A 19,911-nucleotide genomic window follows, 5' to 3' on the forward strand; every position below is an offset into this window, starting at 1 on the left:
CTTTTTGCTGCTAATATTCGTCTTCGTTGAAGAAAAAATCTTCCTTGGATGGATAATCGGGCCAAATGTCTTCGATACTCTCATACACTTCTCCCTCATCTTCGATTTCCTGAAGATTTTCTACTACTTCTAGGGGTGCTCCTCTACGCAATGCGTAATCAATCAACTCTTCCTTAGTTGCCGGCCAAGGAGCATCCTCCATATATGATGCTAATTCTAACGTCCAGTACATAGGCCTATTGTTAAAGGTCCAATTTTTTGCAAATGTAATTTTTTTCGCATCAAATGCAAGTCAATCAATTACAACTTAATCATTTGGTTAAATTCTTGGCTCCCAAGGGATTTCAGTTGCACCCAAATCCTGGGTTAAACGGCGTGATAACACAAACAAATAATCCGACAAACGGTTTAAATATCGTATTCCCAGTGAATCTACATAACTCTCCCGCTTCAGTCTAATCGCCAGTCTTTCGGCCCTTCTGCACACGCAGCGGGCAATGTGGCAATAGGATACGGTGGTATGTCCACCGGGCAAAACAAAGGATCTCATAGGTTCGAGTTCTTCGTTCATTTCATCCATTTTCTGCTCCAAAAGGGTGATGTCGTCTTCGGACATACCAGGCAATTTTCGGGGCGTTTTTTCCGGATCAGAAGCCAAATGACTACCGAGGGTAAACAGGCGATCCTGTATCTCTATAAGTACTTCTTTGAGGGATGAATCCATTTCCTGATCCCGAATGAGCCCAACATGGGAGTTTAACTCATCTACGGTACCATAGGTTTCAATTCGAATATCGTCTTTGGACACACGAGTACCTCCTAACAAAGAGGTTTCCCCTTTGTCTCCCGTTTTGGTATACACTTTCATGGCCTTAAAATTACAACAGGAAGTACGGATGGAGCTTGAGAAGTTCCCTGAATTCTTATCCAGTAGGTACCCGGCTGAAGATCAAGAGTCTGAATAGGACCTGAGGTTTCACCGGAATTCAATATTCTTCCACTGGGATCAATTACCTGCCATTGCACAGGAAATTCGCTGGTTTCCAATGTAACAGATCCTCTCGAAGGATTCGGATAAAGGCGTGCTTCCAATGGAGTGGACTCAATCGGAGTAACACTTACCACACCGCCAAGCTGAAAGGTATCGGTAATCTGACACCCGGCTGAATCGGTAACAACTACGATGTATTGCCCTTGCTTTTGCAGTTCAATAATTTCCGGCGTTCCTGGATTAACGAAACCACCTGGTCCTTTCCAGAAGTAAGTATAGCTCGGAGCTCCACCTGACACCTGGGTTGAAATGGACCCCAAAGTAGACGTATCAATCACTGTGGAGGTCATTTTTAACTCCGGAAAGCTCTTAATTTCAAAACTATCAATAACGGTACAAAGGTTCGCATCCGTTACGGTCACCTTGTGCCATCCTGAGGCCAATTGAGTGGCCACTGGTGTTTTATTGGAAGTATCACTCCAAGCGTATGCATAAGTTCCAAATCCACCTTGAGCGGTCACTCTAATTTCTCCTTGCTTATCGCTGTAGCAGAAGTTATCCGTCGTTTTGGCACTTACCGCAAGTGGAGCTTCTGGTCCGAGTACTTGAAAACTCTGAATCAACAGGCAATTCGGAGAAGCAGCATCGGTAACGGTAACGGTGTAATTTCCGGCCACCAATTTGGTATTGATGGTATCGGTACCTCCATTGCTCCATTGGACGGAATAGGGCTTGGTTCCACCTAAGGGTTGAATTTGAATCTCACCCAGGCTATCACCAAAACAAACCTCATGATCCAAAACGGTTGTATTCATGGACACCGACCCCTGATCACTCAGAGCAACATGTCTAATTCGGGTACACCCCACAGAGTCGGTCACCGTTACGGTATAGTGCCCCGATCTTAATCCGGTTAGCAGCGTATCGGTATCGTAACCCGTATTGGCTCCCCATTGAAATTTGTAGGGTTCGGTGCCACCAATCGCTCCAATGTGAATCCCTCCGTTATTAAAACCGCAATTGGGTTTTGAGATCCTCAAAGGAGTGGCAATATGTGAACATGATGTTTTTCTAAAATGCAATTGCGCAAAGGGCATATAATCCACTGGAATCCATGCAGAAGCACCGATACGGGCTTGTACCAAACGAGCCTTGATGGTGGATTCACTCACTCCCATCACCACATTTCCACTTCTCACTTTCACTCCCATGTAATACTTGCCAGGAGGAACAGCAGATAACGGAATGGGGAACGTTACCCATTTGCCAATGTGCTCTTTCTTAACCGTAATATTGAGGTGATAATCGTTTCCAGTCAAACGGATCGCATTCTGAAAAAACTGATCCATCAAAACGAGATCAATTTTCCCTCCGGCTTCCGTATTCTTGTGAAAGAAGATACTCATGGAAGAAACCGTATCTCCGGCTGTAAGATCAATTTCCTGAATTAAGCTATAATCCAATCCCGGGCCATACCAAAAGCCTCGATCTGTACTTTTTCGATGAACCCTTGATAAAGTGGTATCAGACAACTCCAGATTGAACGCAACCGTATCAGAAGATGGATCACGATCTACACTATCAGAAACAGCAACGGATTGAAACAGGTAAGAACCCGTGCCTTTGGCAGGGATATAGGACACCAATGACGGACCGCGATCACCTTGAGCAAATGCGAGATCAATCGGATTGGTTTCTTGTTGTTCCTGATCTTTAATCAATACCGAGGTAATCACCTTAGCCTTTCTGGCTGTGTCTTTGCCTTGGTTCCAAATACGGGATTCCACCTCAAACGTCCTGGAAGAGGCTTGATTAAATGGCAATACCTTGTAGAACTCTTCGGGAAGCAATTGATTGATCTTGAAAGAATCCTGAACCAAATCAACGGTATGTGTGGATTCACAGAAAGAAATATCATCAACCGCAAGCCCACTACCCCAGGAAGTAACACCGCCTCCATCGTTGTACACGAAAGCCATGTTAAACATACCGGTAGCTCCATTCAAAGGAATCGAAATGGTATGCCATCCCTGTTTGGGCGGAAGATTATGCCCGACCCAGACTCCGCTGCCATAACGATACATCAACTTAGCCGATTCATTCCGGTTTACCCGGTTGAAGTAGTAGCTAAATTGCATCACCACCGCTTGTTTCCCGGTCATATCAATGGACGGAAAGGCAAGCGTATCGGCAGACTTATCACAATTGCAATAATCGTCATTGGTGTAAGCAAATCGTCCATGATCCGGAACTTTCCAGACCTGGCCCACATTGCTTTCAGCCGAACTACCTCGGTAGTACCCTTTATCGGTACCCGAAGTGATGCTCACAATTTGATTGTGGGGAAAAGTATCGCCTGCAGCCTCAAAATCTTCTGAATAAAAGGCATTAACCGTCGCTAACATTCCCTGTGCAGGAAGCTTTTGCACTTTGGCTTTCTGCGGTGTATAGACCAAGATGGGCCCAGTTCTTTGGGCGGAAAGCTGAAGCATTCCAAGGGTCAATATAAAGCAGGTCCAAAGCTTAAGCATAAGGCAATAAAGGTAGGGAACGAAACGCTCGGTTGAATAGTATGATTAGACTGAGGTTTCTTCCGTATAATTTTCAAGCGGTGGACAAACGCACATCAAGTTACGATCTCCATAGCCATCATCAATACGTGCAACAGGAACCCAGTATTTTCTTTGCATCACCCATGGCAAACGGAATGCAGCGTCTTCTCTGGAATAAGGCTTATCCCATTCAGAGCTTACTACATCAGCGGCACGGTGAGGTGCATTTTTCAATACGTTGTTTTCGGCATCAGCCTTTCCATCTTCAATGGCTTGAATCTCTTCGCGAATGGCCATTAGAGCTTCACAAAAACGATCCAATTCTGCCTTAGATTCACTTTCGGTAGGCTCAATCATTAAGGTTCCTGCAACTGGGAAAGAAACCGTAGGAGCGTGGAATCCAAAATCGATCAAACGCTTGGCAATGTCTACCACCTCAACCCCTACATTCTTTTTAAAGTCACGGAAGTCAACAATCATTTCGTGAGCCACTCTACCTTGTCCTCCAACATAAAGGATAGGGTAATGACCTTCCAGACGATTCTTCAGGTAGTTCGCATTCAAGATGGCGTACTCCGTCGCTGCTTTCAAACCATCGCCACCCAACATTTTCACATAGGCATAGGAAATAAGCAAAATGGAAGAGCTCCCCCAAGGTGCAGCTGAAACGGGCTTAATCGCTTTTTCTCCACCGGTAGGCTGCAAGGCATGGCCAGGAAGGAAAGGTGCCAAATGAGCGGCAACTCCAATTGGTCCAACACCAGGTCCACCACCACCGTGAGGGATAGCAAAAGTCTTGTGCAAATTCAGGTGACATACATCGGCTCCAATGGTAGCCGGATTGGTCAAGCCCACCTGAGCATTCATGTTGGCCCCGTCCATGTACACCAAGCCACCGTTCTGGTGGATAATATCGGTAATCTCCATAATGGCTTCCTCATATACTCCATGGGTAGAAGGATAAGTCACCATCAGGCAAGACAAATTCTCTTTGTGCTTTTCTGCTTTTTCGCGTAGGTCGTCCACATCGATGTTTCCGGCCTCATCACATTTTACAACCACTACTTCCATCCCGGCCATCACCGCGGATGCAGGATTGGTTCCATGCGCAGATTGAGGAATCAAAGAAATATTTCGGTGGTGATCGCCACGATCTTTGTGGTAAGCATCAATGGTCAGGAGACCGGCGTACTCACCCTGAGCTCCTGAGTTTGGTTGAAAGGAAATGGCAGCAAATCCGGTAACCTCACATAACCAATGGCTCAAATCATCAATCATCAATTTGTATCCTTCAGCCTGATCCATCGGTACAAATGGGTGCAACGAGGCAAACTCAGGGAAAGAAACGGGATATAATTCAGTAGCTGCATTCAATTTCATGGTACATGAGCCCAATGAAATCATACTATGCGTCAACGAAATGTCTTTGTTCTCCAGGCTCTTCAAATACCGCATCATTTCTGATTCCGAATGGTAGGAATTGAACGATGGGTGAGTCATGAACTCTGTCTGACGCACCAAAGAAGACGGAATGCTTGATGTTTCAGCACCGTTCCACTCAGCACTTCCGCCAAAAATGGAAACGATGGTTTTCAAATCATCAGCGCCTACGGTTTCATCCAGGGCGATCATGATCGCATCCTCGGTGTACCAGAAATTCACTTCCTGAGCCAGGGCTTTTTCACGAATCTCTTTTTGCTGATCTGCTGAAGCGGCAATGCTCAAGGTATCAAACCAATGGGCATTTTTTACTTCCCAATTCAAGGCCTTTAATTCATTAGCCAGGAAAGTTGTTTTGTGGTGAATCTCGGAGGCAATATTGCGAATGCCTTCTGGTCCGTGATACACAGCATACATGGCAGCCATAGTAGCCAACAAAGCCTGAGCGGTACAAATATTAGAGGTAGCTCGGTCTCTCTTAATGTGCTGCTCACGGGTTTGAAGCGCCATTCTTAACGCTGGATTTCCGTTGCGGTCTTGAGACACTCCAATAATTCGACCTGGAATAAATCTTTTGAATTCTTCTTTCGTTGCGAAGAAGGCAGCGTGTGGGCCACCAAATCCAAGTGGAACACCAAAACGCTGGGAATTTCCAACTACTGCATCAGCGCCCCATTCTCCCGGAGAAGTAAGGACAGCCAAAGCCATCAAGTCGGAAGCTACAGCTACTCTTGCTCCAAAGCTCTGAGCACCTTTTACAAACTCCGAATAATCGGCAATGCTTCCAGTGTTATCCGGATATTGAATCAAAGCACCAAAGAAGCTATCATCAAATTGAAATTCTTTCCAGGTTCCGGAAACCAACTCAATATCCAGGGCCGAAGCTCTCAACTCCACCACTTCACGAGTTTGGATATAGGTATTCTGATCAACGAAGAATTTATTCTTTCCGGCTTTCACATCCTTCCGGCTACGAGCGTGGAAGAACATGATCATAGCCTCAGCAGCAGCAGTAGCTTCATCCAACAAGGATGCATTGGCCATTTCCATTCCGGTTAAGTCGCTAACCATGGTCTGGAAGTTCAAAAGTGCTTCCAATCTCCCTTGAGAAATCTCAGCCTGGTAGGGCGTGTAAGCCGTATACCATCCTGGATTTTCAAAAATATTTCTTCGGATTACGCTCGGCGTAATGGTTCCGTAGTAGCCCTGACCAATAAAAGTCCGGAACATTTTATTCTTGGAAGCTACATCAGCAATTTCCTTCAGGTATTCACTTTCAGAAATACCGTTAGGAAGATTAAGCTCCTTCTTCAATCGAATAGCAGGTGGAATGGTCTCCTCAATCAATTGATCAATAGAAGAGGCTCCAACAGCTTTGAGCATCTCGCTTACATTTTCACCTCTCGGCCCGATATGACGGGTAGAAAACTGATTCACTCCCATAGTTTTATATCTTGATTCTTAGTTATTTTTATAAAAGCTGACAAATATAAGGACTAACCAGTAAGCAAGCACTTTGGTTCAATCATTTTCAACGCGAAGAATCGCTACTTTTGAAGCTCAATCCGAATAACCATGAAATCGTTTGGAATAGGAATAGCTTTTATCCTCTTATTGCTGAATTCAGCATCAGCTCAGGTTCAGTTTCTGCTTTTGAGTGGACAGGAGTTCGAGGGAAAAATCCTAAGCCAAACGGAGGAATACCTGGAAATCGAGTATGAGCGCAAGGGAAAAACCAAGGTAAAGATGATGGATAAAACCCGTTTCTTTTCCTACACGGTTGATGGAAAGGAGACCATTGTTTACGATCCTGAGGAAAGTGAACTGGGGTTTTCGGTAGAAGATATGCGCTACTATATCTATGGTCAGCAGGACGCTCTTGTGAAGCACAAAACGACCTTACCCGTGATCACCAGTGCTGTAGTCAGTTTTGGAACGGCCTTTTATGCAGGCTATGAGGGAAGCGGATTGGTGGTACTTTCCCCTGTTGTTGGGACCATTGCAGGCAGCCTCACACAACGAAATGGCCCGACCCTAAAAAGTGATATAAATCCCGAATACTTGAATAAACCTGCCTACATCATGGGGTACAAAAAGCAAGCGAAAGCCCGCAAAGTGCTCAATTGTATCGGAATCGGAATTGCCAGTGCCACTGCTGGAGCCCTGGCAGGATTGATCACCGGAAACAACACCCCTTGAGAATAGTAAAACCCCTTATCGACTGGTTCGTATTCAGCAACCTGTATGTGGCCTTACCTGTATCCGCATTGGCCTGGTCTACCTACCTCATTTTTTCAATTCCGGTTTCTGTGCCGGTTTTGGCCTTCATCTACTGCTCTACACTGTTTTTATACAACACCCACCGATTGGTTGGCTTAAATCAAATGGACCCGGGAGATGTTGCCCCACGCCATCAATGGGCACTTGACCACCCATGGGTGATGCGAGCCTTGGTCATTCTTCCTGCTCTGGGCATCCCCTATTTCCTTTATTCAACCGAGGTTAATTTTTGGTGGGGATTGCTTGTTCCTGCTCTAATCGCCCTGGGGTACACGGTACCCATCATTCGAAAAAAAGGAAAGCCCTACCGACTGAGGGATGTTCCTTATGCCAAGATTTTTCTAATCAGCTTTACAGTCAGTTATGTTACTGCTATTCTGCCCTTGATGAACGAAACTGGAGATTTGTGGCGAAATGAAGTGGCCCTGGGACATGCTCTTGCCCGAGCCTTTTTCATTTTAGCGATTACCATTCCCTTCGATATCCGAGACTACAAATTTGACGAGCCCGCCAAACTGCAGACCCTTCCCTTGCTTTTCGGTATTCAGCGGGCTAAGCGATTGAGTTTGCTTGCTCTGGTCTTTTTTGCGGGAATCAGTTTTTACCTGTTTGAGGCGAATGCCACCATCACCATAGCCTACTTGCTGTCGGCCATTGCTACCGCATGGATTATTGAATACTGCAATGAAAATTCTTCGGAGTACTATTATTCCCTGCTGATTGAAGGAACCATGATCATTCAGTTTCTGCTGATTCTATCCTTGGGATTCCTCGTTGGCTAATTGAATGCTATCCGCTAAAGGCGACAAGGTGTAAAGCGCCTCATCCATCGATCGAATACCTTCAAAAACCAAATACAGCTTCTCCTTCCGCTCTTTCATCGCCAACTTTCGGGGGTTTTGCTGAACGAATTGGAGAATACGCTGAAATACGGGAGATTGGTAATAAGTCGAATTTGGATTGGACACGAAGTAACACAGCATCTTTCCGTTCTTCAAGACAATTTTCTCAAAGCCCAGTTTCTCACCGCCCCATTGCAACCGCACCCCGTCGATCAAATAGTGGGTCTCTTTGGGCAATGCTCCAAACCGATCTTTTAGTCCCGTTTCAAAAGCCTGAAGCTGTTCCTCCGTTTTTACGTCGGAAAGATCACGATAGAGATTTAGGCGCTCATTGGTACTGGCCACATAATAGGTCGGAATCAAAACTTCCAAATCCGTGTCCAGGGTACAATCGCTTACGTAACGGGTAGACTTCACCTCCGCTTCGCGGAACAGATCGCGGAATTCATTTTCCTTCAATTCCTGAATGGCCTCATCCAAAATCTTCTGGTAGGTTTCAAAACCAATTTCAGTAATAAATCCACTTTGCTCTCCACCCAAAAGGTTACCTGCCCCACGGATATCCAAATCGCGCATAGCAATATTGAAACCACTTCCAAGATCAGAGAATTGCTCAATGGCCTGAATCCGTTTGCGTGCCTCTGTAGTCAATGAAGCAACCGGAGGTGCCAACAAATAGCAGAAAGCCTTTCGGTTTGATCGACCTACCCGACCACGCATTTGGTGTAAGTCACTCAAACCAAAATTGTGCGCATTGTTGATGATTATGGTGTTGGCGTTGGAGATATCCAATCCGGATTCAATGATGGTAGTGGCCACTAAGACGTCAAACTCATGATCCATAAATTGCATCATGGTTTGCTCCAGTTTATGCCCCTCCATCTGCCCATGAGCCACACCAATTCTCACCTCAGGACAAAGCCGCTGGATGATTCCTGCCACTTCTCGAATATTCTCAACCCGGTTGTGAACAAAGAAGGCCTGACCGTTTCGCGAAATCTCATAGTAAATCGCATCGCGAATAGTTTCTTCATTAAAGGAGCTCAATACGGTGGCTACTGGCTGGCGATTAGGAGGAGGTGTATTGATTACACTCAAATCACGAGCCTTCATTAAGGAAAACTGAAGTGTTCGGGGAATAGGAGTCGCCGTCAAGGTCAAGGTATCAATGTTTTCCTTGATCGTTTTCAGCTTATCCTTTACCGATACACCAAACTTCTGTTCCTCATCGATAATCATCAAGCCCAGGTCTTTGAACTTTACATCTTTACCCACTACACGATGGGTTCCAATAAGAATATCGACCTCACCGGATTCTAACTTCTTGAGTGTCTCTTTCTGTTCTTTGGTCCCTTTAAATCGATTGATGTAATCGACCGTACAAGGTAGTCCCTCCAATCTTTTCTTGAAGGTTTTGTAGTGTTGAAAGGTCAGTACAGTTGTAGGGGCAAGAACAACAACCTGCTTGCTATCAGCAACGGCCTTGAAGGCAGCCCGAATAGCTACTTCTGTCTTTCCAAATCCCACATCCCCACAAATCAATCGATCCATAGGGTGGGGGGATTCCATGTCTTGTTTTACGTCTTGTGTAGCCTTAAGCTGATCCGGCGTATCCTCGTAGATGAAGCTACTTTCCAATTCGGTTTGCAAATACGAGTCTGGGGTGTAGGCAAAACCTGGAGCCGCCTTCCTCTTAGCGTAAAGCTTAATGAGATCGTAGGCAATTTCTTTGACCTTTTTCTTGGTCTTGTTCTTAAGCGTTTTCCAAGCCGAAGTACCCAATTTATTGATCTTGGGTGCTTTTCCATCTTTCCCGGAAAACCGAGCGATACGATGCAAAGAGTGAATGCTCACATAGAGGATATCCCCATCGCGATAAATCAACCGGATAGCTTCTTGTTCTTTGCCGTTGTTCTCTATTTTTTGAAGCCCATCGAAACGTCCTACTCCATAATCAATATGGGTAACGAAATCTCCTTTCTTCAGGCTTGTAAGGTCTTTTACCGTGATTGACTGCTGGGCTTTGTTAAAACCTTCTTTGAGTCGAAAACGATGGTAGCGCTGAAAGATCTGGTGATCGGTGTAACACGCTATATTAAGTTGCTTGTCAATGAATCCGCTGTGCATTGGCATAAGCACAGGAGAAAAATCCACATTGGCTTCCAGGTCCTCAAAAATGGCGTGCAAACGATCCATTTGCTTGGCCTGACCACTAAGAATAATGTTTTGCTGCCCAGCTGCTCCATTCTTCTGAAGATCTTCGGCCAGCATCTCAAAGTTCTTATTGAAATTGGGCTGTGGCCTTTGATCGAAGGTCAGCTGACAGGTCTTCTCGCCGGTTTTCTGGGTGCCAAATTCGATCAAGCGGTGTCTTTCGAGCGAGGCTTCAATTTGATTTCCCTGAACATAAAGTTCGGCGGGAGGCAAATGAATATCGGGAGTCTGCAATTTGGCAAAGGCCTCTTCGGCCACCGAGTAGGCTTGATCCAACTGCTTGGTCACCCCATAAAAATCACTAAACCACAAATGAGCGTGCGGAGGTAAAAAGTCCGTAAAGCTCTCCCTTTTTTCCATCAGGGTATAATCCTGAATATTGGGTAGGATGTGGATCTTTTTGTAGTTCTTCTTGGACAATTGACTCGCCGGATCAAAAGTCCGAATCGAGTCTACTTCATCGCCAAAGAGCTCTACTCGGTAGGGGTCATCATTGGCAAAAGAGAAAATATCTACAATTCCACCACGGATCGAAAATTGCCCTGGCCCGGTAACAAAGTCAACCCGCTCAAAGTGGTATTCGTAAAGCAATTCATTGACAAAATCGATGGAGATTTCTTCTCCTACCCGAATCTCAAGGATGTTCTTTTTGAGCTGTTTGCGGGTAACTACTTTTTCGCTCAGCGCTTCTCCGTAGGTCACGATAACCAACCAGGAGGGCCTTTTCACCAGCATATCCAGCGTTTCTGAACGCATCAGCACGCTGGTATTATCGGTACTTTCTTCCTGGTAAGGGTATTTGAAGGGTGACGGGAAAAAGCAAACTTTATCCTCCCCTAAGAGGGACTGTAAATCATTGAACGCATAGGCGGCTTCTTCCTTATCGTTGAGCACCACCACATAGATGCCTGGCAAGTGGCGAACACAAGCCGACAAGAAAAAATAGGGCGCACTTCCCCGAAGGCCATCCAGGTGAACGACCGGGTTTACCCATTCCTTATGATGCTGCGCATATTCCTCAACCTGTGGCCAAGTGGAAAAGGCGGCAACAAACTCTTTGCGCGTCAATACAGCCAAAAGAAGTACTAATGATTCCTATAACAATTCCTCAACCCGATTCACCATATCAAGGGACCCTACGAAATAAGGAGTCCGCTGGTGCAATTCGGTAGGTTCAATTTCAAGAATTCGACCGTGACCATCCGATGCTTTACCACCGGCTTGCTCAGCAATGAAGGCGAGCGGATTGCACTCATACAACAACCTAAGTTTCCCTTTGGTTGCCTTTTCGGTAGCTGGGTACAAATAAATTCCACCTCGCAATAAGTTCCGGTGAAAATCCGCAACCAATGATCCAATGTATCGAGCCGTTTTTACCTGGTCTTTGCATTCATCCACGTAATTCTGAATACCCGAATTGAATTGGCGGTAGTTTCCTTCATTGATGGAATAGATTTTTCCATCCACATCTGTTTTCATATCCGGATGAGAAAGGCAATACTCACCGATAGAAGGGTCCAGCGTAAATCCGTTGACTCCAAAACCAGTAGAATAAACCAACATGGAAGAAGAGCCATACAACACGTATCCAGCGGCAACTTGCTGAGTACCTGGCTGCAGAAAATCTTTCAATTCGGCCTGGGTTCCAGTAGGTGTTAGTCGACGGTAAATCGAGAAGATTGTTCCAATCGATACATTCACGTCAATATTACTTGAACCATCCAATGGATCCATAAGCACCACGTACTTTCCTTCCATCGAAGTGGCGTTGTCAAAGGCTAAGAAATCGTCTTGCTCTTCCGAGGCAATTCCACAAACCTCACCCCCATTTCTCAAGGCACGAATAAAAACTTCATCGGCAAAAACATCCAGTTTCTGCTGTTCTTCTTCCTGCACGTTGTGGGCACCAGAGGCTCCTAAAATGTCAACCAATCCAGCCTTGTTCACTTCGCGATTTACAATCTTGGAGGCCAATCCTATATCCCGTAGCAAGCGGGAAAGTTCTCCGGTAGCGAAGGGAAAATCTCCCTGTCTGTCGATGATAAACTCATCGAGCGTCGTCACACCATTCATTCGTTTTCCATTAGGTTTGCTGCAAATATACGATCCTCTTTAGAGGAGGAAAACGAATTCGACAAACAATGCAAAGCATAGAAATCAGAAAGGGAAAAGAAGAGGACGTTTCAGCGCTTTTAGGCTTGATCACAGAGCTAGCTATTTATGAAAAAGCAGGCGATCAGGTAGAAGTAACTGAAGAAGACTTGCGACGTGACGGCTTCGGAGACCACCCGATTTTCGAATTCTTTGTTGCCCTGGAAGGAGATCGCATCGCGGGAATCGCTTTGTATTACACCAAATACTCTACCTGGAAAGGCCCCTGCTTGTTTTTGGAAGACATCGTTGTTCGCGAAGAAGATCGCCGCAAAGGAATCGGATCCCGGCTTTTCAATGCTGTGATTCAAGTAGCCAAATCCCGTCATGTAAAGCGTATGGAATGGCAGGTGCTGGATTGGAACGAACCGGCCATTCAATTCTACAAAAAGTATCAGGCCGACATCAACGATGAATGGCTCAACGGCCGGTTGGTTTACGACCAACTTCAGCAGTTCTAATACCTCCCTTAGGCACTTAAAGCCTCAATTCCACACTTACCGACCTAATTGCCACAGTTACGGATTCTCGCCTTAACTCAACCGCCTATTCCCCTAACCTTGTTACTCGGGATCAAACCCTTGTAAACTATTCAACATCAAACTATTCGATCATGAAAAATTCGATTAAGATGGCCCTTGCATGCACAGCCTTGGGTCTCGCAGGAATTCAAACCTTACACGCACAATCCAACTCGCTTAACCCTTTTGGGAATGTGGGAATTGGCACTTCAACGCCCAATCATCTTCTGGAAGCCAGGGATACGATGGCACATCCTCATCATGGAGGCGCACCAGCCTTTCTATTTGAAGAAACTTACTACACCAATTCAACGAACACCTCACCGGTAGGCACCGAACACCCCGTCTTTGAGATTAGACAACAGGGTATTTACGATACCTATCCCAACTCATCTACCTCTTCTCCGGCAACCTTAGACAATGTGATTCTTTCAGCCTGGGGAAATTTAGGTGGAGGTCGTGTAGGTATTGGCATGACCAATCCCCAACAGCCGCTCGACGTACAAGGAAATATTCATGCTACCTGGAACCTAATGGCTGATGGAAACGGTGAATTTGGCGGAGGCGTATTAACACAAACCAACAGTGGTTTCGGAACCAATTTCCCAATGGATCGGGTAACCATCGACGGTGGAGATATGGGCTTTGCCCCAACCAGCATTACGTATCGTCATATTCACGGTAGATCGAGAAATCATGGTTTAGCGCTTTACGGGAATACCGGCTGGGCTGATGGCGGAGGAATTTTGCTTAATGGCGGAACCAATCCGGACAACAACCCTGGAGCCATTGACTTTGTATGCACCGAGGCTGGTGAAGTCAGCGAAGCGGGCTTTTCTTTCTGGAGAGCAGATGCAAGTGGAGCGTGGATGCACCGTATCATGCTGATCCAAAAAGAAGGACAGGTACTCATTGGCAATGCCCCTGTATTGTCATCCAACGACTACAAGCTTTATGTGGAGACTGGAATTCTCACGGAAAAAGTAAAGGTGGCCAACATTGGAACCGGAGCGTGGGCAGACTTTGTATTTGAAGAAGATTATAGCTTGAGATCTTTGGAAGAAGTGGAGAGCTATATTGATGAAAATCATCACTTGCCAGATGTGCCATCTGCTGAAGAGGTAGAAGGAAATGGTTTTGACCTGGCCGAAATGGACGCTATCCTATTGCGAAAAATTGAAGAATTGACCCTTTACGTGATTGAGCTAAAGAAGGAAAACGAAAGACTTTCTGAAAAGATTTCTCACGGTAACCAATAAAATCGGAAAGCATGAAAAAAATTAGTTTAACACTATTCCTTTTCTGCTCACTGGTTTTAATGGGAAAATCTCAAGAAGACTACATTTTTTGGAACCCCGAAATGACAGAGCTGGCGGAACCTACGAGTTCGCCAGATTGGATCAAATTCAAACTGTCGAGTCAAGAGGGGCAATCCATTGAAGCAGAACAATTTTTCAGCCATTATGCTGCGGCTTTTGGCTTGACAAACGACGATGAAATGCTGGTTTCTTCATCCTTTACCGATGAATTTGAAATGACGCACTACACCTTCGACCAGTACTACAAAGGCCTGCAGATTGAAGGTTGTCAATTCAACTTGCATGAGCAAAATGGAGTATTCCTTTCAGCAAATGGGAAAATGGCCCATGGAATGGAGCTTCCAACTCAGCCCACTCAGGATGAAAATCAAGCTCTCCAATGGGCTCAACAAGAATTAGGAGCTACACTCTATGGTTGGGAAGTTATCGACGATGAAACTGGCGAACCTCTCTCCGACTATCCGGAAGGCACACTGTTGCTGGCTTATGAAGTGAACAATGGAGACTACACCAACGCCAATTACCGATTGGCCTACCATTTTATGATTACTACGGTAGATCCCATTGCGCTCACGTTGGCGGTGTATGTGGATGCGCATACGGGAGAAGTATTTCGGGCAGAGAGTCAATTATTAGGCTGTTCCTGCTGTGCAGGATCGGTTTCTACCCTTTTCAATGGAACTCAAAGTATCACCACGAAGTATACAGGATTTCCTTTGTTCACCTACACCTTAAAGGATAATTGCCGGGGAGGTGGAATTCATACCAAAGGTAGAAATGGATTGGGGGCGTTTGTGGATGTTTATGATCCGAACAACAATTTCGTAAACAACCAGACCGATCGGGCAGCAGGTAGCGCCCATTGGGCCGGTGAGATGACCTATGACTACTTCTACAATACATTTGGCCGAGATGGTCATGATGGGGCAGGCAGTGGTGTTAAAATCAAGACGAATGGCCCAGCCAATAGCGCTGCTTGGGATAAAAGCAAAGACGAAATGATTTTGGGGCGGCCAGGTACGTTGGTTCATTCTCACATGGTTTCTTTAGATGTGGTTGGTCATGAATTTACCCATGGTGTTACCCATGCCTCCGCTGGTTTGGTCTATTCCGGAGAATCGGGAGCACTCAATGAATCATTCAGTGACATTTTCGGAACCATGGTAGAATTCTATGGACAAGGTGGAACGGGAGACTATACCATGGGTGAAGACTTCTGGATTGCCGACGGAAAGTTGCGCGACCTTGGGGACCCTAACTCCAAATCCGATCCGGATACCTACTTAGGAAACCATTGGCTGCACAATGCTACAGGAAATGGCGTTGGTGTTCACAACAACAGTGGTGTCCAAAGTCACTGGTTCTACCTTTTGGCCGAAGGTGGAAGCGGAGTAAATGACCATGGATTTTCCTATTCTGTGAGCGGCATCAGTCGAGACAAGGCAGCGGCCATTGCTTACCGTAACTTAGACGTCTATTTGACATCGACCTCCAATTATTCAGATGCAAAAAATGGGGCCATCTGGTCTGCCATTGACCTCTATGGATACTGTTCGAATGAAGTTGTTCAGACCATTAAAGCCTGGGATGCTGTAGGTGTTCCTTCTTCCTTCGGGTTTGGTTATGACCTCATAGTGGATTGCAACCACTTGAACAATGTGCACAATGCCGGGCACAACTACTTCGAGAGAGTTATCCATAATATTGAGACGGACTGTGCTATTTCCAATACCTCACCCGCTTCAGTTACCTTGTTGGCTGGGAATCAAATTTTGTTGCTTCCGGGTTTTGAAAGCGAAACCGAAATGTTGGCAGATATTGATGACTGTCTGGGTGGTGTTCAAGTTCAAAAAACAGGATCATCTACCCTGCTATCCGATGCTTCGAATTCACAAGAGTACCAATCACTACATCAGGATGCAGAGCGTTCATACGATGTCTACCCTAACCCTTCATCTGGATCGTTCTTTATCCGATTTGATCAATCGCCGGATGAGCCCATAGAAGTTCAGGTATTTGACCAACAAGGCAAATTGATTCATTCGGATTACCACACCCCGGAATCCTCGGAAATCAATTTGATCGGCCATCCACCGGGACTCTATCTTATTCAAATTAAAGATGGCTCTGAAGTTTTCAGTAAAAGAGCTGTTGTCCAATAATTGAAGCTAATGAGACTTTCGATGAAATTCACTTTTTCCTAACTGTGGTAACCCTCATTTGAAAGCCTGTTTTTCTTCCTTCAGAAAACAAAAGAAGCCTTGCTCGAGTAGCGGGCTTCTTTTGTTTGCAGCAATCCTCGTTAAGCGTATTACTCAGGCCTGAGATTCCTTGCTAAAATGGCTTACTTTTGCCCCCCTAACAAAAGCAAAACCATGAAAGGAATCGTCCTCGCCGGTGGTTCGGGAACCCGACTACACCCATTGACCTTAGCGATTAGTAAGCAGCTTATGCCTGTTTACGACAAGCCCATGATTTATTACCCACTTTCCCTCCAAATGCTGGCTGGAATTCGGGAAATTTTGATCATTTCTACTCCACACGATATGCCCTTGTTTCAAAAACTATTGGGCGATGGAAGCAGAATTGGCTGCCGCTTTACCTATGCTGTACAGGCCGAACCTAAAGGAATTGCTCAGGCTTTTACCATTGGCGAAAACTTCATTGGCGATGACAAAGTTTCCCTGATTTTGGGAGACAATATTTTCTACGGTGGTGGATTGGGCCGTCAGCTGCGCGCTTGTTCCGATCCAGAGGGTGGTATCATCTTCGCCTATCATGTTTCCGATCCGGAACGCTATGGTGTGGTTGAATTTGATGAAAATCAAAAGGCCATTTCTTTGGAAGAAAAGCCTAAAGATCCTCGCTCCAATTACGCAATTCCAGGGCTCTACTTCTACGACAACGACGTAGTAGAAATTGCTCGCAACCTGAAACCTTCAGATCGCGGCGAATTGGAAATTACCGATATCAATTTGGAATACCTGAGAAGAGAAAAACTTCAGGTTTCTATCCTCAAGAGAGGTACTGCCTGGTTGGATACCGGTACTATTGACTCCCTTCATGAAGCCAGTCAATTTGTTCAGGTTATAGAAAAGAGACAGGGCATGAAAATCTCCTGTATCGAAGAAATTGCCTGGCGAATGGGCTACATCGATGACGATCAATTCCGCGAAGTGGCGCAACCGCTCATCAAGAGTGGTTACGGTCAGTATTTGTTGGAATTGATGAATAAGTAAATTCTACATGCACACCATAGAAGAACTCCGTTCGCGGTTTGAAGCAGCTTTGGAATTAACCGAATTCCGCAACAAGCCAAGCGAACTCTATGAACCCATTCAATACGCTCTACAGGGCGGAGGAAAGCGAGTAAGGCCGGTATGCTTACTGGCGGCTTGCGAAATGTTTGGGGGACAAGCCTTTGATGCCGTAAACCAGGCATTGGCAGTGGAAATATTCCACAACTTCACCTTGCTCCACGATGACATTATGGATGAGGCCCCTTACGCAGAGGACGCGAAACGGTGCACATCAAGTACAACACCAATGTGGGTATTCTTTCAGGCGATGCCATGATGATTATCGCGTATCAGTATTTGAAGAAAAACGCTGAGGACAAGGCTTACGAATTGCTTTCCTTCTTCAACAAAACGGCTATCGAAGTATGTGAAGGGCAGCAAATGGATATGAATTTTGAAGATCCAAATGCGGAAGTAGGCCTGGAACAATACCTGGACATGATTGCGAAGAAAACCGCAGTATTGTTAGGCGAGTCTTTGCGACTGGGTGCAAAAATGGCGGGAGCTGATGAAACCAATTGCCAGCTGATCTATGAATTTGGAAAGAACTTCGGTATCGCTTTTCAGCTTCAGGATGACCTTTTGGATTTGTATGGTGATCCCGAAAAATTCGGCAAGCAAATTGGCGGAGACATTCTAGCTGGAAAGAAGACTTTCCTGTACCTAAAAGCGCTGGAAGTAGCCAGTAAAGAAGAGGCCGATCAATTGAAGCACTGGTATTACAACGAGCAATCTTCAGCGGATGAAAAGATTGAGGCGGTCAAAGCCTTGTTTGACAAACTGGACGTCAAAGGTCTTACTACTGCTGAGATGAATCGCTTCTACTTGAAATCAGGAATGGCCCTTCACTCCATTACGGTGGAAGACGACCGAAAGAAAATCCTGAAAGAGTACGCTGAGAGCTTGATGGTAAGAGAGATTTAAAGATCTTCCCACTTCTTGCGAATGCCAGGTTGAAAAAGGATCATGAGCAAAGCGAGGTAAGGCAACAACCAAACGATTCGCGCCATGTATCGATTTACGGTGGTTCCAAAGAGGTCCACAATTAAGGCATTCCCCAGAATTCCCAGGATGATGAGTAGCAAGGCTAATCTGAAATAGACTGGCCAGGTTTTCCAGGATCGAATCGAGAAGAAAAGCAGGGCAGCTAAAGACAGCATAACCACTATCCATTGAATGGTGCTTACGGCATCGAAGGTGAGCGCAGCTTCATACTGTCGTGCCGCTTGATAGGCAGGCAATTCCCGATTGATTCGGTTTTCAATGGCATAAACCACCGAGCTACCTTCCCGCTCCGAATTCAAGTGTCCGATTTCAAAATCACCCAATTGGCGGAAAAACTCCAGACCATAATAAGAAATGAGCCTGGCTCGGTATCTCTCATCGGTGAAAAGATCCCCCACTATGACTCCAAGCTCATCGTTGCGCACCTTCCAGCAATTGCTCCACCCCCCATTACTTATGCAAGTAGAATCATACAAAGGGCTTTCCAATACCCAGAGCATTTCATGGCAATGATTAGGCACATCATTTACCCGTTCGCATAGAAAATAGCCCTTCTCATCGCAGTTTTCCTTGAGGTAATCCTGCATAATTCCACTGTCGAGCGTTCTTCCAAAAATGAATACGTTACCGGCTGGAGACAACCTCCAATGCCCCGAATAACTCCATTGAATAAACATGAGCAAGACTAGGGGAAGGATCGCTAATGTGGAAGACTTGAGCAGAGACTTCAGCGGTAGCTGACGAAAAACAACCAAAAGGGCGACTACAAGAGTTAGCCCTATGGCCAAAGCCGCAAAAGCCATGTGTGTGCTAAACAAGTATGCCGTAAAAAGGAAAACCAGGTAGTCGTACCATTTAAACTCCTTCTTCAAAACCAGGGCAACAAATCCAAGCAAAGCCAAACCTTCTAAAAGATCGGCCATGATTTGCGAGGTAAAATTGGACAAACCTGTGAGCAAAGCCAATGGGATCAGCAATACCGAAGACAGCAGATAGGGGCGTTTGAACCAGGTTGAAAGAAAGTAACCCGAATAAAACCAAACCATAACGGCCTGAACAATGATGACAAACCAGAGGGAATGCTCCATACTAATGTGCCGCACCAAATAGGAATAGGTCACCGGGCGATCAACCGGCAAAACATGCTTAAACCCTGAATTGATGTAGGTTCCGGAATCGGAATAAACCAAGGGGTAACCATTGTACAAGGCCGGCCATAGTAAAGCCAAAACGGTCGCTACCAATAAAGCAAGGGCAATCCAGTGTTTTCGATTCATTGCGAAATCGAAAGTAAGAA

The 19,911-nt window shown here is 45.6% G+C and carries 15 protein-coding genes; 8 read left to right on the plus strand and 7 right to left on the minus strand.

Annotation, left to right across the window (positions count from 1 at the left end; all coding sequences use genetic code 11):
* Window positions 1-10: 10 nt before the first annotated feature.
* The 4 genes from KFE98_05075 to gcvP all read right to left on the minus strand — a co-directional run bounded on the left by KFE98_05075 (window position 11) and on the right by gcvP (window position 6,426).
* A complete protein-coding gene (locus KFE98_05075; GenBank protein UTW63527.1) occupies window positions 11-232 on the minus strand; it encodes a DUF2795 domain-containing protein in 222 nt (73 codons plus the stop codon).
* Between the two features lie 87 nt (window positions 233-319).
* Entirely contained in the window at window positions 320-868 is a 549-nt protein-coding gene (locus KFE98_05080) for a cob(I)yrinic acid a,c-diamide adenosyltransferase (GenBank protein ID UTW63528.1), read from the minus strand.
* The gene (locus tag KFE98_05085; protein UTW63529.1) at window positions 865-3,522 is read right to left on the minus strand and encodes a T9SS type A sorting domain-containing protein; all 2,658 of its coding nucleotides are present in this window, start codon (window positions 3,520-3,522) and stop codon (window positions 865-867) included. The genes KFE98_05080 and KFE98_05085 overlap by 4 nt, the downstream gene beginning before the upstream one ends.
* A 45-nt stretch (window positions 3,523-3,567) precedes the next feature.
* A complete protein-coding gene (gcvP, locus tag KFE98_05090) occupies window positions 3,568-6,426 on the minus strand; it encodes an aminomethyl-transferring glycine dehydrogenase (protein UTW63530.1) in 2,859 nt (952 codons plus the stop codon).
* Window positions 6,427-6,558: 132 nt separating this feature from the next.
* Between gcvP and KFE98_05095 the strand changes: the two genes are divergently transcribed.
* Both KFE98_05095 and KFE98_05100 read left to right on the plus strand, forming a co-directional pair.
* A complete protein-coding gene (locus tag KFE98_05095; protein UTW63531.1) occupies window positions 6,559-7,182 on the plus strand; it encodes a hypothetical protein in 624 nt (207 codons plus the stop codon).
* On the plus strand, window positions 7,179-8,045 hold the full coding sequence (locus tag KFE98_05100) for a hypothetical protein (GenBank protein UTW63532.1): 867 nt from the start codon (window positions 7,179-7,181) through the stop codon (window positions 8,043-8,045). The genes KFE98_05095 and KFE98_05100 overlap by 4 nt, the downstream gene beginning before the upstream one ends.
* On the opposite strand, the gene mfd is transcribed toward KFE98_05100, so the two are convergent.
* Together mfd and fbp are read right to left on the minus strand one after the other, a co-directional pair.
* Window positions 8,019-11,396 carry a transcription-repair coupling factor gene (mfd, locus tag KFE98_05105; GenBank protein ID UTW63533.1) on the minus strand — a complete coding sequence of 1,126 codons (3,378 nt, stop codon included), beginning with the start codon at window positions 11,394-11,396 and terminating at the stop codon, window positions 8,019-8,021. The two genes, KFE98_05100 and mfd, sit on opposite strands and share 27 nt — an antisense overlap.
* An 18-nt stretch (window positions 11,397-11,414) precedes the next feature.
* Window positions 11,415-12,392 carry a class 1 fructose-bisphosphatase gene (gene fbp / locus KFE98_05110; GenBank protein ID UTW63534.1) on the minus strand — a complete coding sequence of 326 codons (978 nt, stop codon included), beginning with the start codon at window positions 12,390-12,392 and terminating at the stop codon, window positions 11,415-11,417.
* Between the two features lie 68 nt (window positions 12,393-12,460).
* Here fbp and KFE98_05115 point away from each other — a divergent pair, with 68 nt between their 5' ends.
* The 6 genes from KFE98_05115 to KFE98_05140 all read left to right on the plus strand — a co-directional run bounded on the left by KFE98_05115 (window position 12,461) and on the right by KFE98_05140 (window position 18,533).
* A complete protein-coding gene (locus KFE98_05115; protein UTW63535.1) occupies window positions 12,461-12,931 on the plus strand; it encodes a GNAT family N-acetyltransferase in 471 nt (156 codons plus the stop codon).
* A gap of 152 nt (window positions 12,932-13,083) precedes the next feature.
* The gene (locus KFE98_05120) at window positions 13,084-14,250 is read left to right on the plus strand and encodes a hypothetical protein (protein ID UTW63536.1); all 1,167 of its coding nucleotides are present in this window, start codon (window positions 13,084-13,086) and stop codon (window positions 14,248-14,250) included.
* An 11-nt stretch (window positions 14,251-14,261) separates the two neighbouring features.
* Window positions 14,262-16,472 carry a M4 family metallopeptidase gene (locus tag KFE98_05125; protein UTW63537.1) on the plus strand — a complete coding sequence of 737 codons (2,211 nt, stop codon included), beginning with the start codon at window positions 14,262-14,264 and terminating at the stop codon, window positions 16,470-16,472.
* A 213-nt stretch (window positions 16,473-16,685) separates the two neighbouring features.
* A complete protein-coding gene (gene rfbA / locus KFE98_05130) occupies window positions 16,686-17,549 on the plus strand; it encodes a glucose-1-phosphate thymidylyltransferase RfbA (GenBank protein ID UTW63538.1) in 864 nt (287 codons plus the stop codon).
* A 7-nt stretch (window positions 17,550-17,556) separates the two neighbouring features.
* Window positions 17,557-17,886, plus strand: coding sequence for a polyprenyl synthetase family protein (locus KFE98_05135; protein UTW63539.1), 330 nt, complete (start codon window positions 17,557-17,559; stop codon window positions 17,884-17,886).
* Window positions 17,835-18,533 (plus strand): polyprenyl synthetase family protein, encoded by a 699-nt coding sequence (locus KFE98_05140; GenBank protein ID UTW63540.1) that lies wholly within the window; start codon window positions 17,835-17,837, stop codon window positions 18,531-18,533. Before KFE98_05135 ends, KFE98_05140 begins: the two co-directional genes overlap by 52 nt.
* Here KFE98_05140 and KFE98_05145 read toward each other — a convergent pair.
* Entirely contained in the window at window positions 18,530-19,891 is a 1,362-nt protein-coding gene (locus KFE98_05145; GenBank protein ID UTW63541.1) for a hypothetical protein, read from the minus strand. The two genes, KFE98_05140 and KFE98_05145, sit on opposite strands and share 4 nt — an antisense overlap.
* Window positions 19,892-19,911 lie beyond the last annotated feature (20 nt).

It is taken from the genome of bacterium SCSIO 12741, from assembly GCA_024398055.1.
Classification (GTDB): domain Bacteria; phylum Bacteroidota; class Bacteroidia; order Flavobacteriales_G; family Salibacteraceae; genus SCSIO-12741.